A 17,205-nucleotide genomic window follows, 5' to 3' on the forward strand; every position below is an offset into this window, starting at 1 on the left:
ATTCGCGGAGTCGATCGCGGGCCTAGCTCCGCTTTGAAGTCCGTTCTTTCACGCCTGTCGAGCAACCGGCTGATCCTCCTGTCGCTCGTCGCGCTGCTGGCGCGCGCGATCACGTTCGGCAACCCGATCGTGAACGTCGATGAGGAATTCTACTACACCGTCGGGCACGCCATGGCGCACGGCGCATTGCCGTATGTCGACATCTGGGATCGCAAGCCGTTCGGCCTGTTCCTGCTCTATTTGCCCGCCGGACTATTCGATCCTCCGCTAGGGATCTACGTCTATCAGGCGCTGGCCTTCGCGGCCGTGGTCGCGACCGCCGCCATTATCGCACGCATCGCCGATCGTGCCGGATGGCAGCGCGGCGCGACGATTGCGGCGACGCTTTACATCCTGTGGCTCGATCTCGCCGATGGGCAAGGCGGGCAGGCCCCGGTCTTCTACAACCTCTTCATGGCCGGAGCGGCCTGGCTGATCGTCGCCACAACGGAGGCGGACACGACGCGACGCCGGCGATCGAGCATTGCCGCGATGGCGCTCGTCGGATGCGCGCTTCAGATCAAATATTCGGTGGTCTTCGAAGGGCTCGCCTTCGGCCTCTGGCTGTTGTGGGACGAATGGCGTCGGCGGCGGTCGATCGCGGCGCTTCTGGTTTATGCAATCACGCTGAGCGGCGCGGCATTGCTGCCCACCGCGATCGTCGCCGGATCCTATTGGATCGCCGGACATGGCGACGCCTTCCTCTACGCCAACTTCCTGTCGATCATCGCGCGCCGTTCGGATCCCATCGTCGAAAGCCTGGGCAATCTGTTGGTGGGCGCCGCGATCCTCGCACCGTTGCTGCTGCTGGCGATCATTGGTCCGCGATCGACCTTCACCGACAGCAATACGAAGCGCACGATCATGTTCCTCCGCCTCTGGCTGGCCGCGGCGATCTTCGGCTTTCTGATCTTCGGATCGTGGTTCAACCATTATACCCTGCCGGTGATGCTTCCGGCCGCCACCTGCGCCGCCGGTTTCCTTGGCGCACGACGTCATGGTCGCACATTGGGCTGGGCCTTGCTTGTCCTGATCTTCCTCGCCGGCCAGTTCGTGATGCACACCGAACGCCGCACCCGCGGCAGCCGCGCGGAATTCGCCACGCTCGTCCGCGCGATCGGGCCGGGGCCGGGCACGCTCTACATCTATCAGGGATCGGTGATGCTCTACCCGATGACTGGACGACCGGCGCTCACCCGCTACATCTTCCCGACCCACCTGATGCTGGCGCGCGAACAGGGCGCTGTCGGCACGGATCAGGCCGCCGAAATCGAGCGCATCTTCGATCGGCACCCCCAGATCGTCGTCCTACAATCTCCCGAAGGTGGCGAGGACCTCGCCAAACGCGCGATCGCGACGCGCCGCATCGCCAGCGACGGCTATCATCGTTATGCCCGCCTGCCGCTCGGCAACAAGGTGTTCGACCTGTTCCGCCGGGCTGGCGACTAAAACGCGAACGCCACCCCGATCCTGGCATTCATCGGACGCAGCGGCGTGGTCTGGTCGCGTGCCGCAAACGTCAGCGGGTTGCCCGAAGCGAACCGGTTGCCCTGGCTGTTGGTCAGATTGTCGATCGTCAGCGATGTCGTCACGCCCCGCCGCGTCCAACCGCCGTTCAGCCCGATCGTCACATAGCGCCCCTGGCTGATATCGAGCAGATCGCCCGTCCCCAGCACCGATCGCCCGACATAGGCCGCCGATCCGCCGATGCTGAGCTTGCTGTCATGCCCGATCGCCCACTCGTACCCCAAGGTGCTCGCCGCCGCGAACGACGGCGTCTCGGGTAGGCGTCGATTGGCCGACACGGACGAATCCGCCAATGGGCCGGTCACCCGGTTGTGCGTGTAGAGGAACGCCAGTGTCCCCCGCAGGCCGCGGATCGGCATCCAATCCGCCGTACCTTCGAACGCCTGGATCCGCGCGTCGCCGATATTGTCGGTGTAGGGCAGGCCGCGCCGGTTGACGAGATCGGCCTGGATATTCTCCCACCGAGCATAAGACAGCGCCGCCTGCAACGACAGGCCGGTCTCCCCATGCCGCAACCGCCGGATACCGACTTCGCCGACCAGGATCTTGTCGAGCCGGAAGTCGGCGACCCGCCCGACACCGCTCGCCACCGCGAGGCCGCCGGTGCGATACCCGGTCTGCACCCGTCCGAACACAGCCAGTCCCGGATTCAGCTTCCACGAAAATGCCGCCGTGGGATCGACCCGCCGCGTCGATCGCCCCCGCACATATTCGCCCCCCCGTGGCCGGAACGAAGGCTCGCCATCGGTCCGCGCCAATGTGCCCCGCACCCCGAGCGTCGCAAAGAAATTTGGGAACACAGCCATCGTCCCCTCGGCGAACACCGACGCACTCTGCGTTACGTTGGTGACGCCGATGATGTCGGTCGGCCTGTTCAGCGGCCCGGCGGAGCGGTTCTGCGAATCGCGATTGCGCAGCAGCGTGAAGCCCGCCACCCACGACGTGCCGTTCGCGGCGGAATGCGACAGCCGCATCTCGTGCGTCAGCAGCAGCTTGGCCCCCTCCGTCTGATAGACGATCACCGGCGGCGCGGGCATGCCCGATCCCGACGGAGGCCGGAGCGTCGCATCGAACAGATCGTTGGAATGCGAATTCGCCACGCCGGTCGCAGACAGCAATTGCAGCCCGTTCGCCCAATCTTTCGTCACCACCACGCGGCCGAGCGCGATGTCGTTGTGGAACGGCTGCGCGATGTACGACCGGCGCGACAGCGGGCCGGTCAGGCGATCGGCATATTGCCCGTCATCCACCTCGATCTTCTGCCCGAGCGCGCTGAGATCGACCTGCCACCCGTCCCCCGGATCGACCTTCAGCGCCAGCCGGCCACCCAGCGTATCGGACTGGTTGATGTTCTTCAGCCCCCGTCCCGGATCGTCGATATAACCGCCGTCGCGCGTGCGATAAGCCGTCGCGCGCAGCCCGATCGCCTCCGACTTCAACGGCAGGTTGAGGGTGCCCGCCACGTCGAACCCCGGTGCGCCGGTGTCGGTCAGCGTCACGCCCCCTTCGGCTGATCCGCCGAAGCGCGCCAAATCCACCGCCTTGGGCGTCAGGCGGATGACTCCGCCGATCGATCCGGTGCCATACAGCGTACCCTGCGGCCCCTCCATCACCTCGACGCTCTGCATGTCGTACAGCCGGATGCTGGGATCGGCCCCCGAATAGCCGAGCTGCACATCGCCGAAATAGATGCTCGCGGTCGATTGCGCCGCCCCGGCGAAGCTGCTGTCGGCGACCCCGCGAATGAAGATCTTGTTCCGCCCCGGCCCCAATTCGGTGTTCTGCAGCACTGGCGCGGTGCGCGCGACCTCGCTCAGGTCCTTGGACGGTGCGGAGGGACCCAGGAGCGATCCGTCGATCGTCGATAGGCTGCCGGGATAGCGCAGGAACGGCACGCGCTGCTTGCTGGCGGTAACGACGATCTCGGGTGCCGCGCCGGCAGACGGCGTCGTCGCGACCGGAACCGGCGCTGGACGGCGCACCTTCGCGACCGCAACATCACGCACCACGCGGAAGCTGCGCGCATCCACCGCGACGGCGTGATAGCCGCTCCCCTGCAACAACCGGTCGAGCGCGGCGCGCGGCGTGAGATCGCCCTCGATCCGGCGCACGCGAATGCGCGACAGGCCGGGTTCGGTGCTGATGATATCCGCGCCCGTCTGACGCCCGAGCAGCATCAGCGCGTTTTCGAGACTGGTATCGGGAATGGCAACGCGCCGCCCCGGACCTTGCGCGGACAGCGGCAAGGCGGAAACGAGCGCGATAATGCAGGTCAGGCGGCTAGCGCGTCGCAGCGCTCCGGCGCGATAGGATCCAGGTCTCACCGTTACGACGCCATTCCACACCGATCAGCGCAGCCATATGCGGAATGTCACGCGCCGCAGTGCCAGTCATCTCGACCATGCCGGTAAACGGCTGCTGCGACAAGTCTCCGGTCAGCGTTACCTGTGTCCCATAAAGACGACGCATAGCATCGAAAACACGAACCAGTGGCTCACCCGAAAAACTCAACCGACCACTACGCCAGCCACCGACAGTATCGGGCGCGACATCGCCCACCGTCACGGTGTGCGTGTCTTCAAGCGCGACGAGCGACTTGCCGGGTTTCAGAACGATTCCCTCGGCGCCGGGCTGGAACATCACCGAACCTTCGGCGACCTGTACGTCGAGCCGCTGCCCGGACCGCGCGACGTTGAACACAGTGCCCAGATCCTGCACCGAGAGACCGCCCGAGCGAAGCGTGAACGGCGTCCCCTCGTCATGATGAACCGTGAACGTCGCTTCGCCTGCATCGAGCGCGGCGACGCGCGTGTTGTTGTGATCGAGCTTCAGGCGCGAACCACCGCTCAGCTCGATCCGCGTGCCATCGGCGAGCGCGATCGTCTGGCGTTGGCCCGGCGCGGTGTTGATTTCATAGGGATCGGCGGCGCGCGGCAAGGCCATCGGCACGAGCAGCACGGCGATCGCCGCGGCCACGGCGCTGCCGCCTGCCCCCCACAACCAGCGGCGGCGTACGGGATTCCCACGCATCTGATCATCGTCATTGGCCGCGTTTAGCCGCTCCGGCACGCTCAGCGGCGCAGCGGGCAACACCCGATCGAGCATGGCAACGCGATCATACGCCTCGGCATGCACCGGATCGGCCTCCAGCCACTCGACGAATTCCGCCCACGCATCGTCGGCCATATCGCTCTGGCGCAGATGCCAGTCGATCGCGCGATCCATGATCGTCTCGTCTATGATCCCGGCGTCACTGCCCACGGTTCGGGTCCCCTTCACCATCTAGACGTCGCCGATCACAATCATCCACAGTAAATATCTCGCAGGCGTCATGAATTTGTCGATAGGCCCGCTGCAACAGTTTCTCGACACCGCTCACGCTGATCCCCAGCGTCTCCGCAATCAAACGCTGCGGCTGATCCTCGAACCGGAACATGCGCAGTGCCGTGCGCATCCGATCCGGCATGTCGGCCATCGCCCGCTCGACCGCTCGCAGCCGTTCGCGCGCGATCAGCGCACGTTCGGCATCGGGAATCTCCTCGGCCACCGGTTGCACGTCCAGCCAGGCATTGTCGCGTGCGCCGCGCCTTGCCCCCGCGATGCGCCGATCGGTCGCCAGATTGGCGGCGACGCGATACAGGAATCCCGCCGGCTGGCCGATCGGCCCGGCCGCCAGCTGGTCGATCCGCAGCCACATGTCCTGCAACGTATCCTCGGCATCCTCGCGATTGCCCAGCCGGGCGACAAGCATCCGGAGCAGCATCGGCCGTATTTCGAAGAAGATTGCTGACAGGCCCCCATCTTCAGTCATGCGTTTTCGGTCATTCCCATGCCGTTTGTCTTCAGGCCGGAAACGTCAGCCCCTTGGCTGCGGCGAGGTCGGCGATCGGCAATGTGCGCAAAGCGGCCGCTTCTTGCAACCGTGCCGCGGCGATCGTGTCGCCGTCGCGCGATCCCGATCCGGGATGGCACATCACCAGATGCGTATAGGCGGGCAGCCGCAGAAAGCTCGGGAAGATCTTCGCATAATCCCCGGCAAAACCATAATGCCCGGCGAAGCTGTCGTTGCACGCCAGCCCCTGCGCCATTGCTGCCGCACGAAACCCGCGCGAATGGAATGCGCTGGCCAATGCCTTGCCGCGAAACGGCCGGGCCAGCATCGCGCCCACCCTATCCTCGCACGTCCGCAGCCACGCGGTCGGCGCGCGCAACGCCGTTTCCTCCAGCACGATCTCGCGAATGCCGGGCAGCGCATGGCTATGCTGATGCCCATCGACGAAGTCCGGCGCACGACCCATCGCCTCCTCGAACGCATCGAACTGCGCGCGGATTTCCAGCGCGATCTCGTTCAGCGGCAATTCCCGCCGCGCCGCCATGCGTCCCAGCGGATTGATCGCGGGAAGCGCGCCGCCGGGTGCCAGATGCCGCATCTTCGTAAGGGGCACCTCGCCGGTCAGGACGATATGCAGCCCGATCGCCACCGTGTCCGGCAGTCCGGCCAGCATCGCACTGTCCGCCCGCCAGTTCGGCAGCACGGCCATGCAACTCGTCGCGTTGAGGCACCCGTCGGCGGCCAGCTCTGCAATGACGCCGCTTACCGCCGGCGAGAAGGCGAAATCATCCGCACACAGGATTAGTCGCGGCACCCATCATCCTTCCGGTATCCTGGCCGGCATAAGCGGCACCTTGGAACTGGCGTTCCCGGATGCTCTGGCTGATCAATCGACGCGACCGCAGCCGCGACGCCAGGAAATCGTAGAAGAACCAGTCTCCCGCCCATGGCGCGAGCGCGCTGTACATAAGCCGCTCGACCAGCGTCCAGCGGATCGAAGCACGATCGCGTTCACGCGGCGACGGAGCGCACCACAGGTCTTCGCTGTAGCGCATCGTGCCCTGCTTCATCATGCGGTGGATCACCTCGTGATCCTCCAGCACATAGCCCCAGAGATCGGCATCGAACCCGCCGGCCCGGCGCAGCACATCGGCGCGGAACGCCTGTCCCGCCCCGCCGGTATGGCATTGCCGCGGCAACATCCGCGCCGTCGCGCACATCTTGGCCCCCGCCTTCAGGCGCGTTTCCGTATTGGCATGCTCGGACACGAAATAGGCGCCGGCCACGACGCAGCCGTCCTGCTCCAGCAAAGCTTCGGCGGCAGCCAGATATCCGGCGGGATAGAACGTGTCGGCATCGCAGGTCGCGACATATTGGGTGCGCACCCAACGCAGGCCGGCTTTCAAAGCCTGTACCTTGCCCGGCCGCGCCTCGGTGATCAGCAGATAGTCGAGACCGAGCCGGTCGCACGTCGCGCGCGCGATTCCGGCGCTGTCGTCGGTCGATCCGTTGTCGATCAGGATGATGCGCGCCGCCCGGCTCTGCGCGCCCAGGCTTTCGATCGTGCGCGCGAGGAATGCCTGTTCGTTGAAGAACGGCACCAGCACGCTCCAGGCCGGACGCACGACCCGGTCGCGCGCCACCATCTGGGCGAACCGGCTATCCTGGCGGGCGTCGAGATCGAGCAACATTCAGAGCGTTCCATCATCGGTGGCGATGGCGGAAGATTCACGTCCGGGGTGTGGCCGATTTTGACCGGGCGGCCCTGCGCGCGCCGCCCGGTCGTTATCAGATGCTACCCCCCGGTAACCTTCCGCATCACGGCTATGACGATGCCGCTCCGGCCGACCCGCACTAAGAAGTTAAGATTTTTTTCATACTGTTGCGACGGCCTCTTCGGTGCCGCCGCGCAGGCCTTCGGCCAGTCCCACGACGCCCAGCACGCCGCCGACCACGACATGCATCGCGACCATCAACGTCGCCATCATCGTCATCAGCGCCGGCACGTCCGCATGCCGCCCGAGCAGCACCACCGCCATGCCCGCGAACACCAGTTCCTTGTTCGACACCAACGGCAGGCGCGAGACCAGCAGCTTCAACGCCGAGAAGATCAGCCACCACAATACCGCGACCTCCGGCAACGCGAGGTGCCACAGCAACGCGGTGAACCCGATCGTCAGCGCAGCGCGCAGCGCATGGTAACCGGCGATCGCGCGCAGATCGGCCGGGGCCAGGCTGAACAGCCGCCCGCGCAACGTCAGCGCGACGACCGGCGGTGCCAGGATCACGCACAGCGACACCGCCGCCGCCCATAACGGTATACCGATGTGAAGCGCGCCCATGAACGGCGCGGCAGCCAGCGCGACCAGGATCGTCGCGCTATTGCCGACCGCGGCGGACAGGATCGACACGTCCTTCACCGCGCCGAACGCCGCGCGTCCCGCATGTCCCTCGCGCCGCGCCCAGGCGAACAGATACGCCTCGCCGACATAGCCCATCAGCAATTCGTTGCCGATCGTCTTGCGTGCCAGCACCGCGATGCCGGAAACGGGGACGTTCCAGATGCGGTGATAGATCGCCCAGTCGCACAGGATCGGCGTGAAATAGGCCGCCACGAACACCAGCCAGAACAGCGGGTTCTGCGGCACCAGCGCGAGCACCGCCTGCCAGTCCAGCGCGCGCAATTCGATCAGCGCGGCCCCCAGCACGGCGAGCGAGATCACCGGCGCACCGAAGCGCACCAGGAACGTCTTCACCGCCTCGACCGCAGGATGCGCGAAAACCCCGCGCGCCAGCGCCGCACTCCGTCCGATCATTTGGTTAATGTCCCCCACGGATAGGAGACGACGCGAAACGCGGCGATCCGCACTTCACTGCGGTCAAAAATCACTAACCGGCCCACTCGCCTCGCTGCGCGGCGATGCCTATGACCACTCGCAATGCCCGCGCCCAGATTAACCCTCCCCCGTTCGCCGCCACTGATCGCCGCGCTGCTGCTGCTCGTCGCGATCCTCATCCGGTGCCGCGATTTCGGCAATCCGGTGATCCATGTCGACGAGCAATTCTACCTGCTCGTCGGTGACCGCATGCTGCACGGGGCGCTGCCCTATATCGACATCTGGGATCGCAAGCCGGTCGGCCTGTTCCTGATCTTCGCTGGAATCCGCCTGCTGCCGGGCGACGGCATCCTCGCCTATCAACTCGTCGCCACACTGTTCGCCACCGCCACCGCATGGCTGGTGCACAAAGGCGCGCGCCGGCTCGGCGCATCGCATGGCGCGGCGCTGGCGGCGGCCATCGCCTACATTCTCTGGCTGTCGCTGCTCAGCGGTCGCGGCGGGCAATCGCCGGTCTTCTACAACCTCTTCGTCACCGGGGCCGCCCTGCTCACCCTGCGCCTGCCCGGCCTTGCCGCACGGCACGCCCGGCGTGCGATCGTCGCAAACGGCGCGGCGACCTGCTTCCTCGCCGGCCTCGCGATCCAGACCAAATACACCCCGGCGGTGGAGGGCGCGTTCTTCGGTCTCGCCCACCTCTGGTATCTCCGTCGCGCCGGCGGAACGCTTCCCATGATCGCCTTGTCCGCCCTGCTCTGGATCGCGCTCGCCATCGCTCCCACCGCCGCCGTGATGGTCGACTATTGGCGACGCGGCCCGGCGGTGTTCGACGCCTTCTGGTTCTCCAACTTCGCCTCGATCACGCTGCGCAAGGGCTATCCCGCCGGCAAGATCGTCGGTCGCCTCGCCGGCAACAGCGCGGTCCTGTCCCCCTTCATCCTCTGCACGATCCTCGCCTGGCGCACCCGCCCGTGGAGCCCGGAAAAGACCCTGATGTTGGGGTGGCTTGCGGCGGCTCTCATAGCCTTCGCGATCATCGGCGCATTCTTCGATCACTACGCCCTGCCGCTGCTTGCCCCGCTCGCGATCCTCTCGGCGCCGGTCCTCGGACGCCATCGCATCGCAATCCCGGCCATGTTCGCGCTCGGCCTCGCCTTGTTCGTCGGAAAGGTGCTCGTCTGGCCCACCGATGCCGAAGGCGCCCGCGCCCTCGCCCGCGTCGTGAAGGCCAATGGCGGCCAGGAATGCCCCTATGTCTTCGCCGGCGATTCTATCACCTATTTGCTCGCCGACGCCTGCCTGCCGACGCCGCACATCTTCCCCTCGACACTCGCCTACGAACCGGAACGCGGTGCCAGCGGCGTCGATGAGGTCGCAGAGGTCCGCCGCATCCTCGCCCACCACCCCCCGGTGATTGTCACGATGGACGCGCCGATGGCCGAATGGAACCTCGCCACGCTCGCGCTGGTGGAGACCGCACTGAAGACCGACTACCGCCCCGTGTTCCGCACGGTGAGAGATCACGGCCACTCGGTCGTTTACTTAAGACGGGATCGCTCGTTCATTTCGCCGGATCAGTAACCAACCGAATTTGCATCTGTCCCCGATATTCCTTAAATCGAGGACGGAAAGGTAATCGTGTGTCGAGATCGATGACCCTGAATGTGCGTGTGAACGGGGCGCTCGGCGAATTCGTAGCGGCCAACGTCAGCGAAGACGGTACCTATGAGAACGTCAGCGAATATGTTCGCGATCTTATTCGCCGGGACAAGGGCCGCGTCGATGCGGAGCGGTTCGCGATCCTTCAGGCCGAATTGACGATGGCCTTCAGTGCCCCGGAAACGGCCTACGGCGCGCTTGATGCCGAAACCGTGATAGCGCGTAACGCCCGTCGCTAATTCCTCATGACGATATGGCGCATACAGGAAGCCGCCGGGCGACGGCTGGACGATATATACGTCTACACGCGCGATACCTGGGGCGATGCGCAGGCCAAACGATATGTTCAGGGCTTCTTCGACAAATTCGAGGATATCGCCCACCGCCGCATCGCATGGCGGGCAGTTCCGGGCGAGATTGGAGTCGACGGCTTCTATTGCCGCTATGAGCGACACTACATCTATTGGCGTATCTTGTCCGACGGCGCTGTCGGCATAGTCACGATCCTGCACGAACGCATGCATCAGATCGATCGGTTTCGCGAAGATAACCCCGCCTGAACCTGCGAAACTCCGTGATCCTCCCGGATATCTGGCTGGGGCGGCAGGGTTCGAACCTGCGAATGGCGGCATCAAAAGCCGCTGCCTTACCACTTGGCGACGCCCCAACAGCGAGGCGGCCTTATAGCGGCGCGCCTCGCTTAGAAAAGCCCCGAAACGCACACCGCCGAAATCACCCCATATCGAGGGGATGCAGCCAGCCATTGGCATCCGGCGCGCTGCCACGCTGGATTGCGACCAGCGCATCGCGCATGCGCATCGTCAATTGCCCCGGCCCGCCGCTGCCGATCTCGAACTTGCCTTGTGGTGCGGCGACACTGCCGATCGGCGTCACCACCGCTGCCGTGCCACAGGCGAACGCTTCAGTCAGCTTGCCGCTGGCAGCGTCGGCGCGCCACTGATCGATCGCATAGGGTTCCTCACGTACCGTGATGCCCTGCTCACGCGCCAGCGTCAGGATCGAATCGCGCGTGATGCCGGGCAGGATCGTGCCGGTCAGCGGCGGGGTCGACAGGCTGCCGTCCGCGAACACGAAGAACACGTTCATGCCGCCCAGTTCCTCGACATAGCGGCGTTCGACCGCATCGAGGAACACCACCTGGTCGCACCCGTTGCGGATCGCCTCGGCCTGCGCGACCAGACTGGTGGCGTAATTGCCGCCGCATTTCGCCGCACCGGTGCCACCGGGCGCGGCGCGGGTATAATCCTGGCTCACCCAGATCGAGACGGTCGGCGCACCGCCCTTGAAATAGGCCCCCACCGACGATGCCAGCACCATGTAGAGATATTCCGCGCTCGGCTTCACGCCCAGGAACACCTCGCTCGCGATCATGAACGGGCGCAGGTACAACGAGCCACCGTCGCTCTCCGGAATCCAGTCGCGATCGACCTTCACCAGCCGCTCGATCGATTCCAGAAACAACGTCTCGGGCAGTTCGGGCATTGCGAGCCGCCGCGCCGAATCCTGGAAGCGGCGCGCATTGGCCTCGGGACGGAACAGGGCCGTACCGCCATCGGCGAGGCGATACGCCTTCATGCCCTCGAAAATCTCCTGCGCGTAATGCAGCACGGAAGACGCCGGATCCATCGACAGTGGCGCCCGCGCGGTGATCTTCGCATCGTGCCAGCCCCGCTCGTCACTGAAGCGGATCACCGCCATATGATCGGTGAAGACGCGCCCGAAGCCGGGATCGACCAGCCGCGCCGCCCGCTCGTTCGCCGCGACCGGGGTCGCGTTCGGCTCATAGGCGAATGTCGGGTTGGTCTCGGCGGCCATCGCGTCCTCTTGTCAATCATGCCGCGATGCAGGATTTGCACGTCCAAAGCGGGTTGCGGACGCCTAAGGCGGATGGCAAACCGGGTCAACATGGCCTCCCCCACTCCCTCCGCATCGCCACTGTTCCTCCGCGAAACCGAACTGCGCCGCGGCCTGGAATTGCTCTATTTCGGCAACAGCCACCTGACCCGCTCGATCGATCGCGGGCTGGCCGCGCAGGGCCTCGGTCGTGCGCACCACCGCGCGCTCTATTTCGTCGCGCGTCAGCCCGATCTCACCGTCAGCGAATTGCTCGGCCTGCTCTCGATCACCAAGCAATCGCTCGGCCGCGTCCTGAACGAACTGACCGATCGCGGCCTGATCCAGGTCCGCCCCGGCGAACGCGACCGCCGCCAGCGCCTGCTGCGCCTATCGGCGGAAGGCACCGCACTGGAAAACCAATTGTTCGACGCCCTGCGCGAACGCCTCTCTGCCGCTTACGCCAGCGCAGGCCAGGCGGCGGTTGGCGGCTTCTGGGCCGTTCTGGAGGGGCTGATCCCGGAATCGGAGCGGCCGAGGGTGGAGGGTTTGCGAGACTAAACTGGTCCCCCTGCACCCGTTCGTGCTTATCCTGCCGAAGGACGAGTTCCGAACACGTCCTTCGACAGGCTGACAGGCGGAGCAAGCAACTCAACCCGAACTGATTGAACTCCAAATTGCCAAAAGCCGGCAAGGCTCGTTTTAGCCGGAAAGAGCCGCCTCTCGCAGAACAGCAACCACCAAGCGTTGCGTGAGCGATGCATAAGGCTCAGGCTGAATTCCACAACGCATGGGCTGCTCTGCTGCCACGCATTCCTCGTAACTGTTATGATAGATATCGAGGCGCGGACGCCCCTGCACGTTGTAGCCCTGACAACGGATGCTCACTTCCTGTTCACAGGTCGGCATAGCGAACGCAGGTTGCGGTGCGGAGGCTATCGCTGCAGCCAGGACAATTGCGGGCATCGTGTAGCGCAGTTTCTTCATCCGTTGTCTCCCGGTTGTGCCGAATTAGGCAACAACATCATAAAATTAGCTTTATCGGGGACAACGCAAATCACGTTCTGAATGGATGTATCAGGTGAGGCAAAACACCCCCTTTTCTGCGACGATGGAGTTTCCGATTTTCTACATCGCACTCTAACGCGCCGCAGTAGCCATCTCGCCATTGCGCCGCTCCGCCGCCGCCAGCGTCTCGCGTAGCAAAACCTTCAGCGCATCGCCCGCGTCCAGCACATTCAACCCGGCTCGCGTCGATCCGCCCTTGCTCGCCACCTTGTCGGCCAGCGCCGCAGGGCTATCGCTCGCAGCCGCCGCCATCAGCCCCGCGCCTTCGACCGTCGCCACCGCCAGCCGCTGCGCCTGATCCGCCGGCAATCCGAGCGCAGCCCCGGCATCGGCCAACGCATCGATGAAGCGATACAGAAAGCCCGGCCCGCTCCCGGCCAGCGCCGTAACCGCGTCGAATAACCCGGCCTCCGCCACCCATTCGACCAGCCCGAGCGGGGCCATCAGCGCCGCCACCGCGTCACGTACCGCCGCAGAAGCATTATCGGAATGCAGCCCGACCACGCCTTTGCCGATCCCAACCGGAAGATTGGGCATGGCCCGCACGATCGCCTTTGCGTCGAAACGCGCGGCCAGCGCGGCCTCCTCGACGCCCGCCAGGATCGATACCAGCACCGGCACACCCGCGATCCTCGCCGCATGATCGCGCGCGATCTCGTCGATCTGCTGCGGCTTCATCGCCAGCATCACCATGCCGGGCAGCGGCCCTTCGGGCAGGTCTCGCGCCTGTCTCACGCCCTCGGGCAGATCACGATCCGTGCGATTGACCACATCGACGTCCGTCGCCGCGATCGCGCCGGTCTCGATCCAGCGCCGCAACATCGCGCCGCCCATATTCCCGCAGCCGACCAGCCACAGACGCCTGATGGTCACGCCTCGCCCTGCGTATCGGTCATCGCCGCCGCCAGCGCTTCCTTCGGGCTCTTGCCGCCCCACATCACGAACTGGAACACGGGGTAGAAGCGCTCGCATTCGTCGATCGCGGATTCGACCAGCAGTTCGGCCGAGGCGAGCGACAACATGTCGCCATCCCCCTCGATCATCGCCGCGTGGCGATACAGCAGGATGCCGCTGGAGGACCACAATTCGAAATGCCCGACCCAGAGCTGCTCGTTGATCAGCCCGATCGCCTCGTACACCGCATTGCGCCGCTCGTCGGTCACGCGGATATCGGGAAAGGCGAGGAACTGCAGCACGCTGTCCTCGTCGCGCCACAAGGCCCGCAGTTCGTACGTCGTCCAACTGCCCTTGACCTTGGCGATCACCTCGTCGTCGAGACGCTCATGCTCCCAGCCATGCGCCGCGAAATAGCTTTCCAGCATATCGATCGGCGCGGCATCGTCGCCATGATCGTCCGCTTCGTCGAGCATCACTTCGCCCCTCCCAACTTGAGGGAAGGCGTGGCGCGAGCAACCGTACCGCGCAAGACGGGCACGGCCGGCGACCAGGAGAAAGTTGTGGAAAAGATCGCGTCAAGCCTCCGTCTTGGGTGCCTTGGCCGGCTTGCCAGCCTTGGCTTCCAGCGCATCGAGCCGCGCGCGCAGCACATCGGCCTCGTCGCGTGCCGCCGCCGCCATCGCCTTCACCGCGTCGAATTCGTCACGCGAGACGAAGTCCAGTCCGCCGATCCATTCCTTCGCCTTGGAGCGCGCGCCGGCCTCGGCTTCGCGGCCCACGCCGGCCAGCGTGCCCGCCGCGCCGTTCACGAACTTGACGAAATCGTCGAACATCTTGTTGTCGGCTTGCATGATCTGTCCTTTTTAAGTCTTCAATTCGTCATCTGGGTGGTGGCGGAAGACGGCACAAGGGTCGCCGCATTCGGGTTGAGCCGGTCGATCTCGAAATTCAGCGCGCCCGCCAGCACCAGCCAGACCAGATACGGCACCATCAGCCACGCCGCACCGCTCCGGATCCGCCCGAACAACAATGTCGCGCCGAGTGCCAACGCGAACATCAACACGATCGCGATGAAAGCGGTAGAAACCTGATGCGCACCGAAGAATAACGGGCTCCAGATCAGATTGACGATCAATTGCATCACGAACAGCAAGATGGCCGGTCCGCGCAATCGCGATCCGCGCGCATTGATGATCATCGCCAATGCGAGACCCATCAGGATATAGATCGTCGTCCACGCCACGGGGAACAGCCAGTCGGGGGGCGTGAAAGCCGGCTTTATCAGCATCGCATACCAGCGATTGTCCGATCCGGCGGGGAACATCCGGCTCGAGGCGAAACCGAGCAGCAGGATCAGCGGCACCGTCACCACCGCCCAGCGTGCGAATGCCAGTCGCAATTGTTGCTTCGACGCGATTTCCCTCAAGCCTCAAGCTCCCGTCCGTGATGTTCCTATATAGAAGCAGACGCCGCGTCGCGCCGCGACAGAATTCTGCACCTGCGAAGGAAATCGGCCGTCACTCGGGCCGCACCGCCCCGATCAGGAACTCGACATTGCCTTCAGGCCCGGTGATCGGGCTCTCCACCACACCCGCAACCGTCCACCCCTTGCCGACCAACCAGTCCGACACCTCGCGGCACACCCGAGCATGAACCAGAGGATCGCGGACGACTCCGCCTTTTCCCACTTCCTCGCGCCCCGCCTCGAATTGCGGCTTGATCAGCGCCAGCAGCCGACCACCGGGCCGCACGAAGCCCAACGGCACTTCCAGCACCTTGGCGAGCCCGATGAAGCTCGCGTCGCACACCACCAGATCGATCGCTTCCGGAATATGCGCCGCCTTCAGGATCCGCGCGCTGGTCTGTTCGTGTACCACCACGCGCGCGTCGTGCCGGAGCTTCCACGCTAGCTGGTTGGTCCCGCTATCCACTGCATAGACCCGCGTCGCGCCTTTACTCAGCAGCACGTCGGTGAAGCCACCGGTCGACGATCCGACGTCGATCGCCACCACACCGCTCACGTCCCAGCCGAAATGCTCAAGACCGTGCGCCAGCTTGATCCCGCCGCGCGACACCCAAGGGTGATCCCGCCCGCGCACGTCCAGCACCACGTCGTCGGCCACCGCCTGTCCCGGCTTGTCGATCTTGCGCGTCCCGGCGAATACCAGCCCGGCCATGATCAGCGCCTGCGCCCGCGTGCGGCTTTCCACCAGCCCGCGATCCACCAGCAATTGATCGACACGGATTTTGGGCACGGCACTTCCTTCGAGTCGCGAAACCCCTAACCGCTCCCGGCCGATTTCGCACCCCGCAGCCCTCGTCCGGCACAGCCTTATTTGCGACAAATTGAGAGGAACTTTTTGCCATATTCCGACTGGCGCATTCGGCCCTCATTTTGGCGCAACCGCTATTGCCTATCAAATGACTGGGAATACGTTCGGTGGCGGAAGGCGTGGCCCTACGGCGTCCCCTAGAGCACGGATGGCCACGCCTTCGCCCCGACCGAAGGAGACGAAACGATGGGAAGCTTTTCACCGTTCGACCCGGCTCAACCGACGATTCTGACCGTTCCCGGGTTGGGCGGCTCGGGTCCATCGCACTGGCAATCCCTGTGGGAAAGCGCGCGGCCCGATACGGTGCGCGTCGAACTCGGCATGTGGAACACGCCACACCGCAATGCCTGGGTGACGAAACTGGATCAGGCAATACGCCAGTCGCAGGCTCCGGTGATCCTCGCGGCGCATAGCCTCGGCTGTCTCGCCGTCGCCTGGTGGGCGGAACTGACGCGCCAGCCTTATGGCTGGCCGGTCGCGGGCGCCCTGCTCGTCGCTCCGGCGGATGTAGACCGTCCCCAGACGCAGAATGAACTCAAGGCGTTCGGCCCGACGCCGACCACGCCCCTGCCCTTCCCTTCGATCGTCGTTGCCAGCCAGGACGATCCCTGGATCGACATCGATCGTGCGCACAGCCTCGCGGTAGGCTGGGGAAGTCATTTCATCGACGCCGGCGCGCAGGGACATCTTAACGCCGCCAGCGGAATCGGGTGGTGGAGTGAGGGGCAGGAATTGCTCGAACGCGTCATCGCCGCCGCGAGCGACGGCAAGGGCCGCGCCCGTCATCCGACCGACGCCCGCTCGATCCTTGCCATCAACGGCACCGATGCCGCGCAGGAACATTATCTGGGCAGATAAGACCCAGGACGGGCGCGGCAAGCTCCCAATGCCGCGCCCGTCGATTTTGAAATCCGACTACCGTGGGCGAGACGATTAAGCCCGCGCGCCCTCCACGACGCCAGTAGCATTGTGTCGGAGTGCGGTGAGGACGGTATCGATGATGGCGTCGGCGTCGAGTTTGGCGGCGGCATATTGCAGTTCGGGCTTGTCCTGATCCTGGAACGCATCGGGCAGGCGCATCGTGCGCAGCTTCAGGCCGCCGTCGATCAATCCCTCGTCCGAGGCCAGCGTCAGCACGTGCGCGCCGAGGCCCCCGACC

General features: G+C 65.1%; 19 protein-coding genes, 1 tRNA gene and 1 pseudogene. 6 read left to right on the plus strand and 15 right to left on the minus strand.

Annotated elements, in window-relative coordinates:
- The first annotated feature begins 33 nt into the window (after window positions 1–33).
- Window positions 34–1,488, plus strand: a complete 1,455-nt coding sequence (locus U1738_RS13125) for a glycosyltransferase family 39 protein (protein WP_332789488.1) — start codon at window positions 34–36, stop codon at window positions 1,486–1,488.
- Here U1738_RS13125 and U1738_RS13130 read toward each other — a convergent pair.
- From U1738_RS13130 to U1738_RS13155, 6 genes are all read right to left on the minus strand, one after another.
- Complete coding sequence (locus U1738_RS13130) at window positions 1,485–3,890, minus strand: TonB-dependent receptor (protein WP_332789489.1); 2,406 nt, start codon at window positions 3,888–3,890, stop codon at window positions 1,485–1,487. The two genes, U1738_RS13125 and U1738_RS13130, sit on opposite strands and share 4 nt — an antisense overlap.
- Window positions 3,847–4,827 carry a FecR family protein gene (locus tag U1738_RS13135; protein ID WP_332789490.1) on the minus strand — a complete coding sequence of 327 codons (981 nt, stop codon included), beginning with the start codon at window positions 4,825–4,827 and terminating at the stop codon, window positions 3,847–3,849. The genes U1738_RS13130 and U1738_RS13135 overlap by 44 nt, the downstream gene beginning before the upstream one ends.
- The gene (locus U1738_RS13140) at window positions 4,817–5,377 is read right to left on the minus strand and encodes an RNA polymerase sigma factor (RefSeq protein ID WP_332789491.1); all 561 of its coding nucleotides are present in this window, start codon (window positions 5,375–5,377) and stop codon (window positions 4,817–4,819) included. The genes U1738_RS13135 and U1738_RS13140 overlap by 11 nt, the downstream gene beginning before the upstream one ends.
- A gap of 31 nt (window positions 5,378–5,408) precedes the next feature.
- On the minus strand, window positions 5,409–6,212 hold the full coding sequence (locus U1738_RS13145) for a ChbG/HpnK family deacetylase (RefSeq protein WP_332789492.1): 804 nt from the start codon (window positions 6,210–6,212) through the stop codon (window positions 5,409–5,411).
- Window positions 6,184–7,089 carry a glycosyltransferase family 2 protein gene (locus U1738_RS13150; RefSeq protein WP_332789493.1) on the minus strand — a complete coding sequence of 302 codons (906 nt, stop codon included), beginning with the start codon at window positions 7,087–7,089 and terminating at the stop codon, window positions 6,184–6,186. The genes U1738_RS13145 and U1738_RS13150 overlap by 29 nt, the downstream gene beginning before the upstream one ends.
- Before the next feature lie 183 nt (window positions 7,090–7,272).
- Window positions 7,273–8,214, minus strand: a complete 942-nt coding sequence (locus U1738_RS13155; RefSeq protein ID WP_332789494.1) for a hypothetical protein — start codon at window positions 8,212–8,214, stop codon at window positions 7,273–7,275.
- Window positions 8,215–8,337: 123 nt separating this feature from the next.
- Between U1738_RS13155 and U1738_RS13160 the strand changes: the two genes are divergently transcribed.
- The 3 genes from U1738_RS13160 (at window position 8,338) to U1738_RS13170 (ending at window position 10,454) form a co-directional block, all read left to right on the plus strand.
- Entirely contained in the window at window positions 8,338–9,816 is a 1,479-nt protein-coding gene (locus tag U1738_RS13160) for an ArnT family glycosyltransferase (protein ID WP_332789495.1), read from the plus strand.
- 71 nt (window positions 9,817–9,887) lie between these two features.
- Entirely contained in the window at window positions 9,888–10,133 is a 246-nt protein-coding gene (locus tag U1738_RS13165; protein WP_332789496.1) for a ribbon-helix-helix domain-containing protein, read from the plus strand.
- Window positions 10,134–10,139: 6 nt separating this feature from the next.
- The gene (locus tag U1738_RS13170; protein WP_332789497.1) at window positions 10,140–10,454 is read left to right on the plus strand and encodes a type II toxin-antitoxin system RelE/ParE family toxin; all 315 of its coding nucleotides are present in this window, start codon (window positions 10,140–10,142) and stop codon (window positions 10,452–10,454) included.
- 32 nt (window positions 10,455–10,486) lie between these two features.
- On the opposite strand, the gene U1738_RS13175 is transcribed toward U1738_RS13170, so the two are convergent.
- Window positions 10,487–10,561 (minus strand) — tRNA-Gln (locus tag U1738_RS13175).
- Between the two features lie 65 nt (window positions 10,562–10,626).
- Window positions 10,627–11,730 (minus strand): branched-chain amino acid aminotransferase, encoded by a 1,104-nt coding sequence (locus U1738_RS13180; RefSeq protein ID WP_332789498.1) that lies wholly within the window; start codon window positions 11,728–11,730, stop codon window positions 10,627–10,629.
- 90 nt (window positions 11,731–11,820) lie between these two features.
- Here U1738_RS13180 and U1738_RS13185 point away from each other — a divergent pair, with 90 nt between their 5' ends.
- Window positions 11,821–12,309, plus strand: coding sequence for a MarR family transcriptional regulator (locus U1738_RS13185; protein WP_332789499.1), 489 nt, complete (start codon window positions 11,821–11,823; stop codon window positions 12,307–12,309).
- 141 nt (window positions 12,310–12,450) lie between these two features.
- Here the strand turns inward: U1738_RS13185 and U1738_RS13190 are convergent, their stop codons facing one another.
- The 6 genes from U1738_RS13190 to U1738_RS13215 all read right to left on the minus strand — a co-directional run bounded on the left by U1738_RS13190 (window position 12,451) and on the right by U1738_RS13215 (window position 15,968).
- Window positions 12,451–12,735, minus strand: coding sequence for a hypothetical protein (locus U1738_RS13190; protein WP_332789500.1), 285 nt, complete (start codon window positions 12,733–12,735; stop codon window positions 12,451–12,453).
- A gap of 153 nt (window positions 12,736–12,888) precedes the next feature.
- Window positions 12,889–13,650: a pyrroline-5-carboxylate reductase family protein gene (locus tag U1738_RS13195; protein ID WP_332789526.1), complete on the minus strand. Its 762-nt coding sequence runs from the start codon at window positions 13,648–13,650 to the stop codon at window positions 12,889–12,891.
- Between the two features lie 35 nt (window positions 13,651–13,685).
- Window positions 13,686–14,186 (minus strand): type III secretion system chaperone family protein, encoded by a 501-nt coding sequence (locus U1738_RS13200; protein ID WP_332789527.1) that lies wholly within the window; start codon window positions 14,184–14,186, stop codon window positions 13,686–13,688.
- Between the two features lie 102 nt (window positions 14,187–14,288).
- Window positions 14,289–14,564: an accessory factor UbiK family protein gene (locus U1738_RS13205; RefSeq protein ID WP_332789501.1), complete on the minus strand. Its 276-nt coding sequence runs from the start codon at window positions 14,562–14,564 to the stop codon at window positions 14,289–14,291.
- 20 nt (window positions 14,565–14,584) lie between these two features.
- Window positions 14,585–15,139 carry a TspO/MBR family protein gene (locus tag U1738_RS13210; RefSeq protein WP_332789502.1) on the minus strand — a complete coding sequence of 185 codons (555 nt, stop codon included), beginning with the start codon at window positions 15,137–15,139 and terminating at the stop codon, window positions 14,585–14,587.
- A gap of 91 nt (window positions 15,140–15,230) precedes the next feature.
- Window positions 15,231–15,968 (minus strand): TlyA family RNA methyltransferase, encoded by a 738-nt coding sequence (locus U1738_RS13215; protein ID WP_332789503.1) that lies wholly within the window; start codon window positions 15,966–15,968, stop codon window positions 15,231–15,233.
- 264 nt (window positions 15,969–16,232) lie between these two features.
- Here U1738_RS13215 and U1738_RS13220 point away from each other — a divergent pair, with 264 nt between their 5' ends.
- A complete protein-coding gene (locus tag U1738_RS13220) occupies window positions 16,233–16,904 on the plus strand; it encodes an RBBP9/YdeN family alpha/beta hydrolase (protein ID WP_055783587.1) in 672 nt (223 codons plus the stop codon).
- A gap of 75 nt (window positions 16,905–16,979) precedes the next feature.
- Here U1738_RS13220 and U1738_RS13225 read toward each other — a convergent pair.
- Window positions 16,980–17,205, minus strand: a pseudogene (locus tag U1738_RS13225) (1-deoxy-D-xylulose-5-phosphate synthase); the annotation flags it as partial.

The organism is Parasphingomonas caseinilytica (assembly GCF_036663755.1).
GTDB lineage: Bacteria > Pseudomonadota > Alphaproteobacteria > Sphingomonadales > Sphingomonadaceae > Sphingomonas.

Bases quoted from the DNA above. Each gene is read 5' to 3' on its own strand.
- U1738_RS13140 (WP_332789491.1), bottom strand. From the start codon at position 5,377: ATGACTGAAGATGGGGGCCTGTCAGCAATCTTCTTCGAAATACGGCCG.
- U1738_RS13150 (WP_332789493.1), bottom strand. From the start codon at position 7,089: ATGTTGCTCGATCTCGACGCCCGCCAGGATAGCCGGTTCGCCCAGATG.
- U1738_RS13155 (WP_332789494.1), bottom strand. From the start codon at position 8,214: ATGATCGGACGGAGTGCGGCGCTGGCGCGCGGGGTTTTCGCGCATCCT.
- U1738_RS13160 (WP_332789495.1), top strand. From the start codon at position 8,338: ATGCCCGCGCCCAGATTAACCCTCCCCCGTTCGCCGCCACTGATCGCC.
- U1738_RS13165 (WP_332789496.1), top strand. From the start codon at position 9,888: ATGACCCTGAATGTGCGTGTGAACGGGGCGCTCGGCGAATTCGTAGCG.
- U1738_RS13170 (WP_332789497.1), top strand. From the start codon at position 10,140: ATGACGATATGGCGCATACAGGAAGCCGCCGGGCGACGGCTGGACGAT.
- U1738_RS13180 (WP_332789498.1), bottom strand. From the start codon at position 11,730: ATGGCCGCCGAGACCAACCCGACATTCGCCTATGAGCCGAACGCGACC.
- U1738_RS13185 (WP_332789499.1), top strand. From the start codon at position 11,821: ATGGCCTCCCCCACTCCCTCCGCATCGCCACTGTTCCTCCGCGAAACC.
- U1738_RS13190 (WP_332789500.1), bottom strand. From the start codon at position 12,735: ATGAAGAAACTGCGCTACACGATGCCCGCAATTGTCCTGGCTGCAGCG.
- U1738_RS13195 (WP_332789526.1), bottom strand. From the start codon at position 13,650: ATGGGCGGCGCGATGTTGCGGCGCTGGATCGAGACCGGCGCGATCGCG.
- U1738_RS13200 (WP_332789527.1), bottom strand. From the start codon at position 14,186: ATGCTCGACGAAGCGGACGATCATGGCGACGATGCCGCGCCGATCGAT.
- U1738_RS13205 (WP_332789501.1), bottom strand. From the start codon at position 14,564: ATGCAAGCCGACAACAAGATGTTCGACGATTTCGTCAAGTTCGTGAAC.
- U1738_RS13220 (WP_055783587.1), top strand. From the start codon at position 16,233: ATGGGAAGCTTTTCACCGTTCGACCCGGCTCAACCGACGATTCTGACC.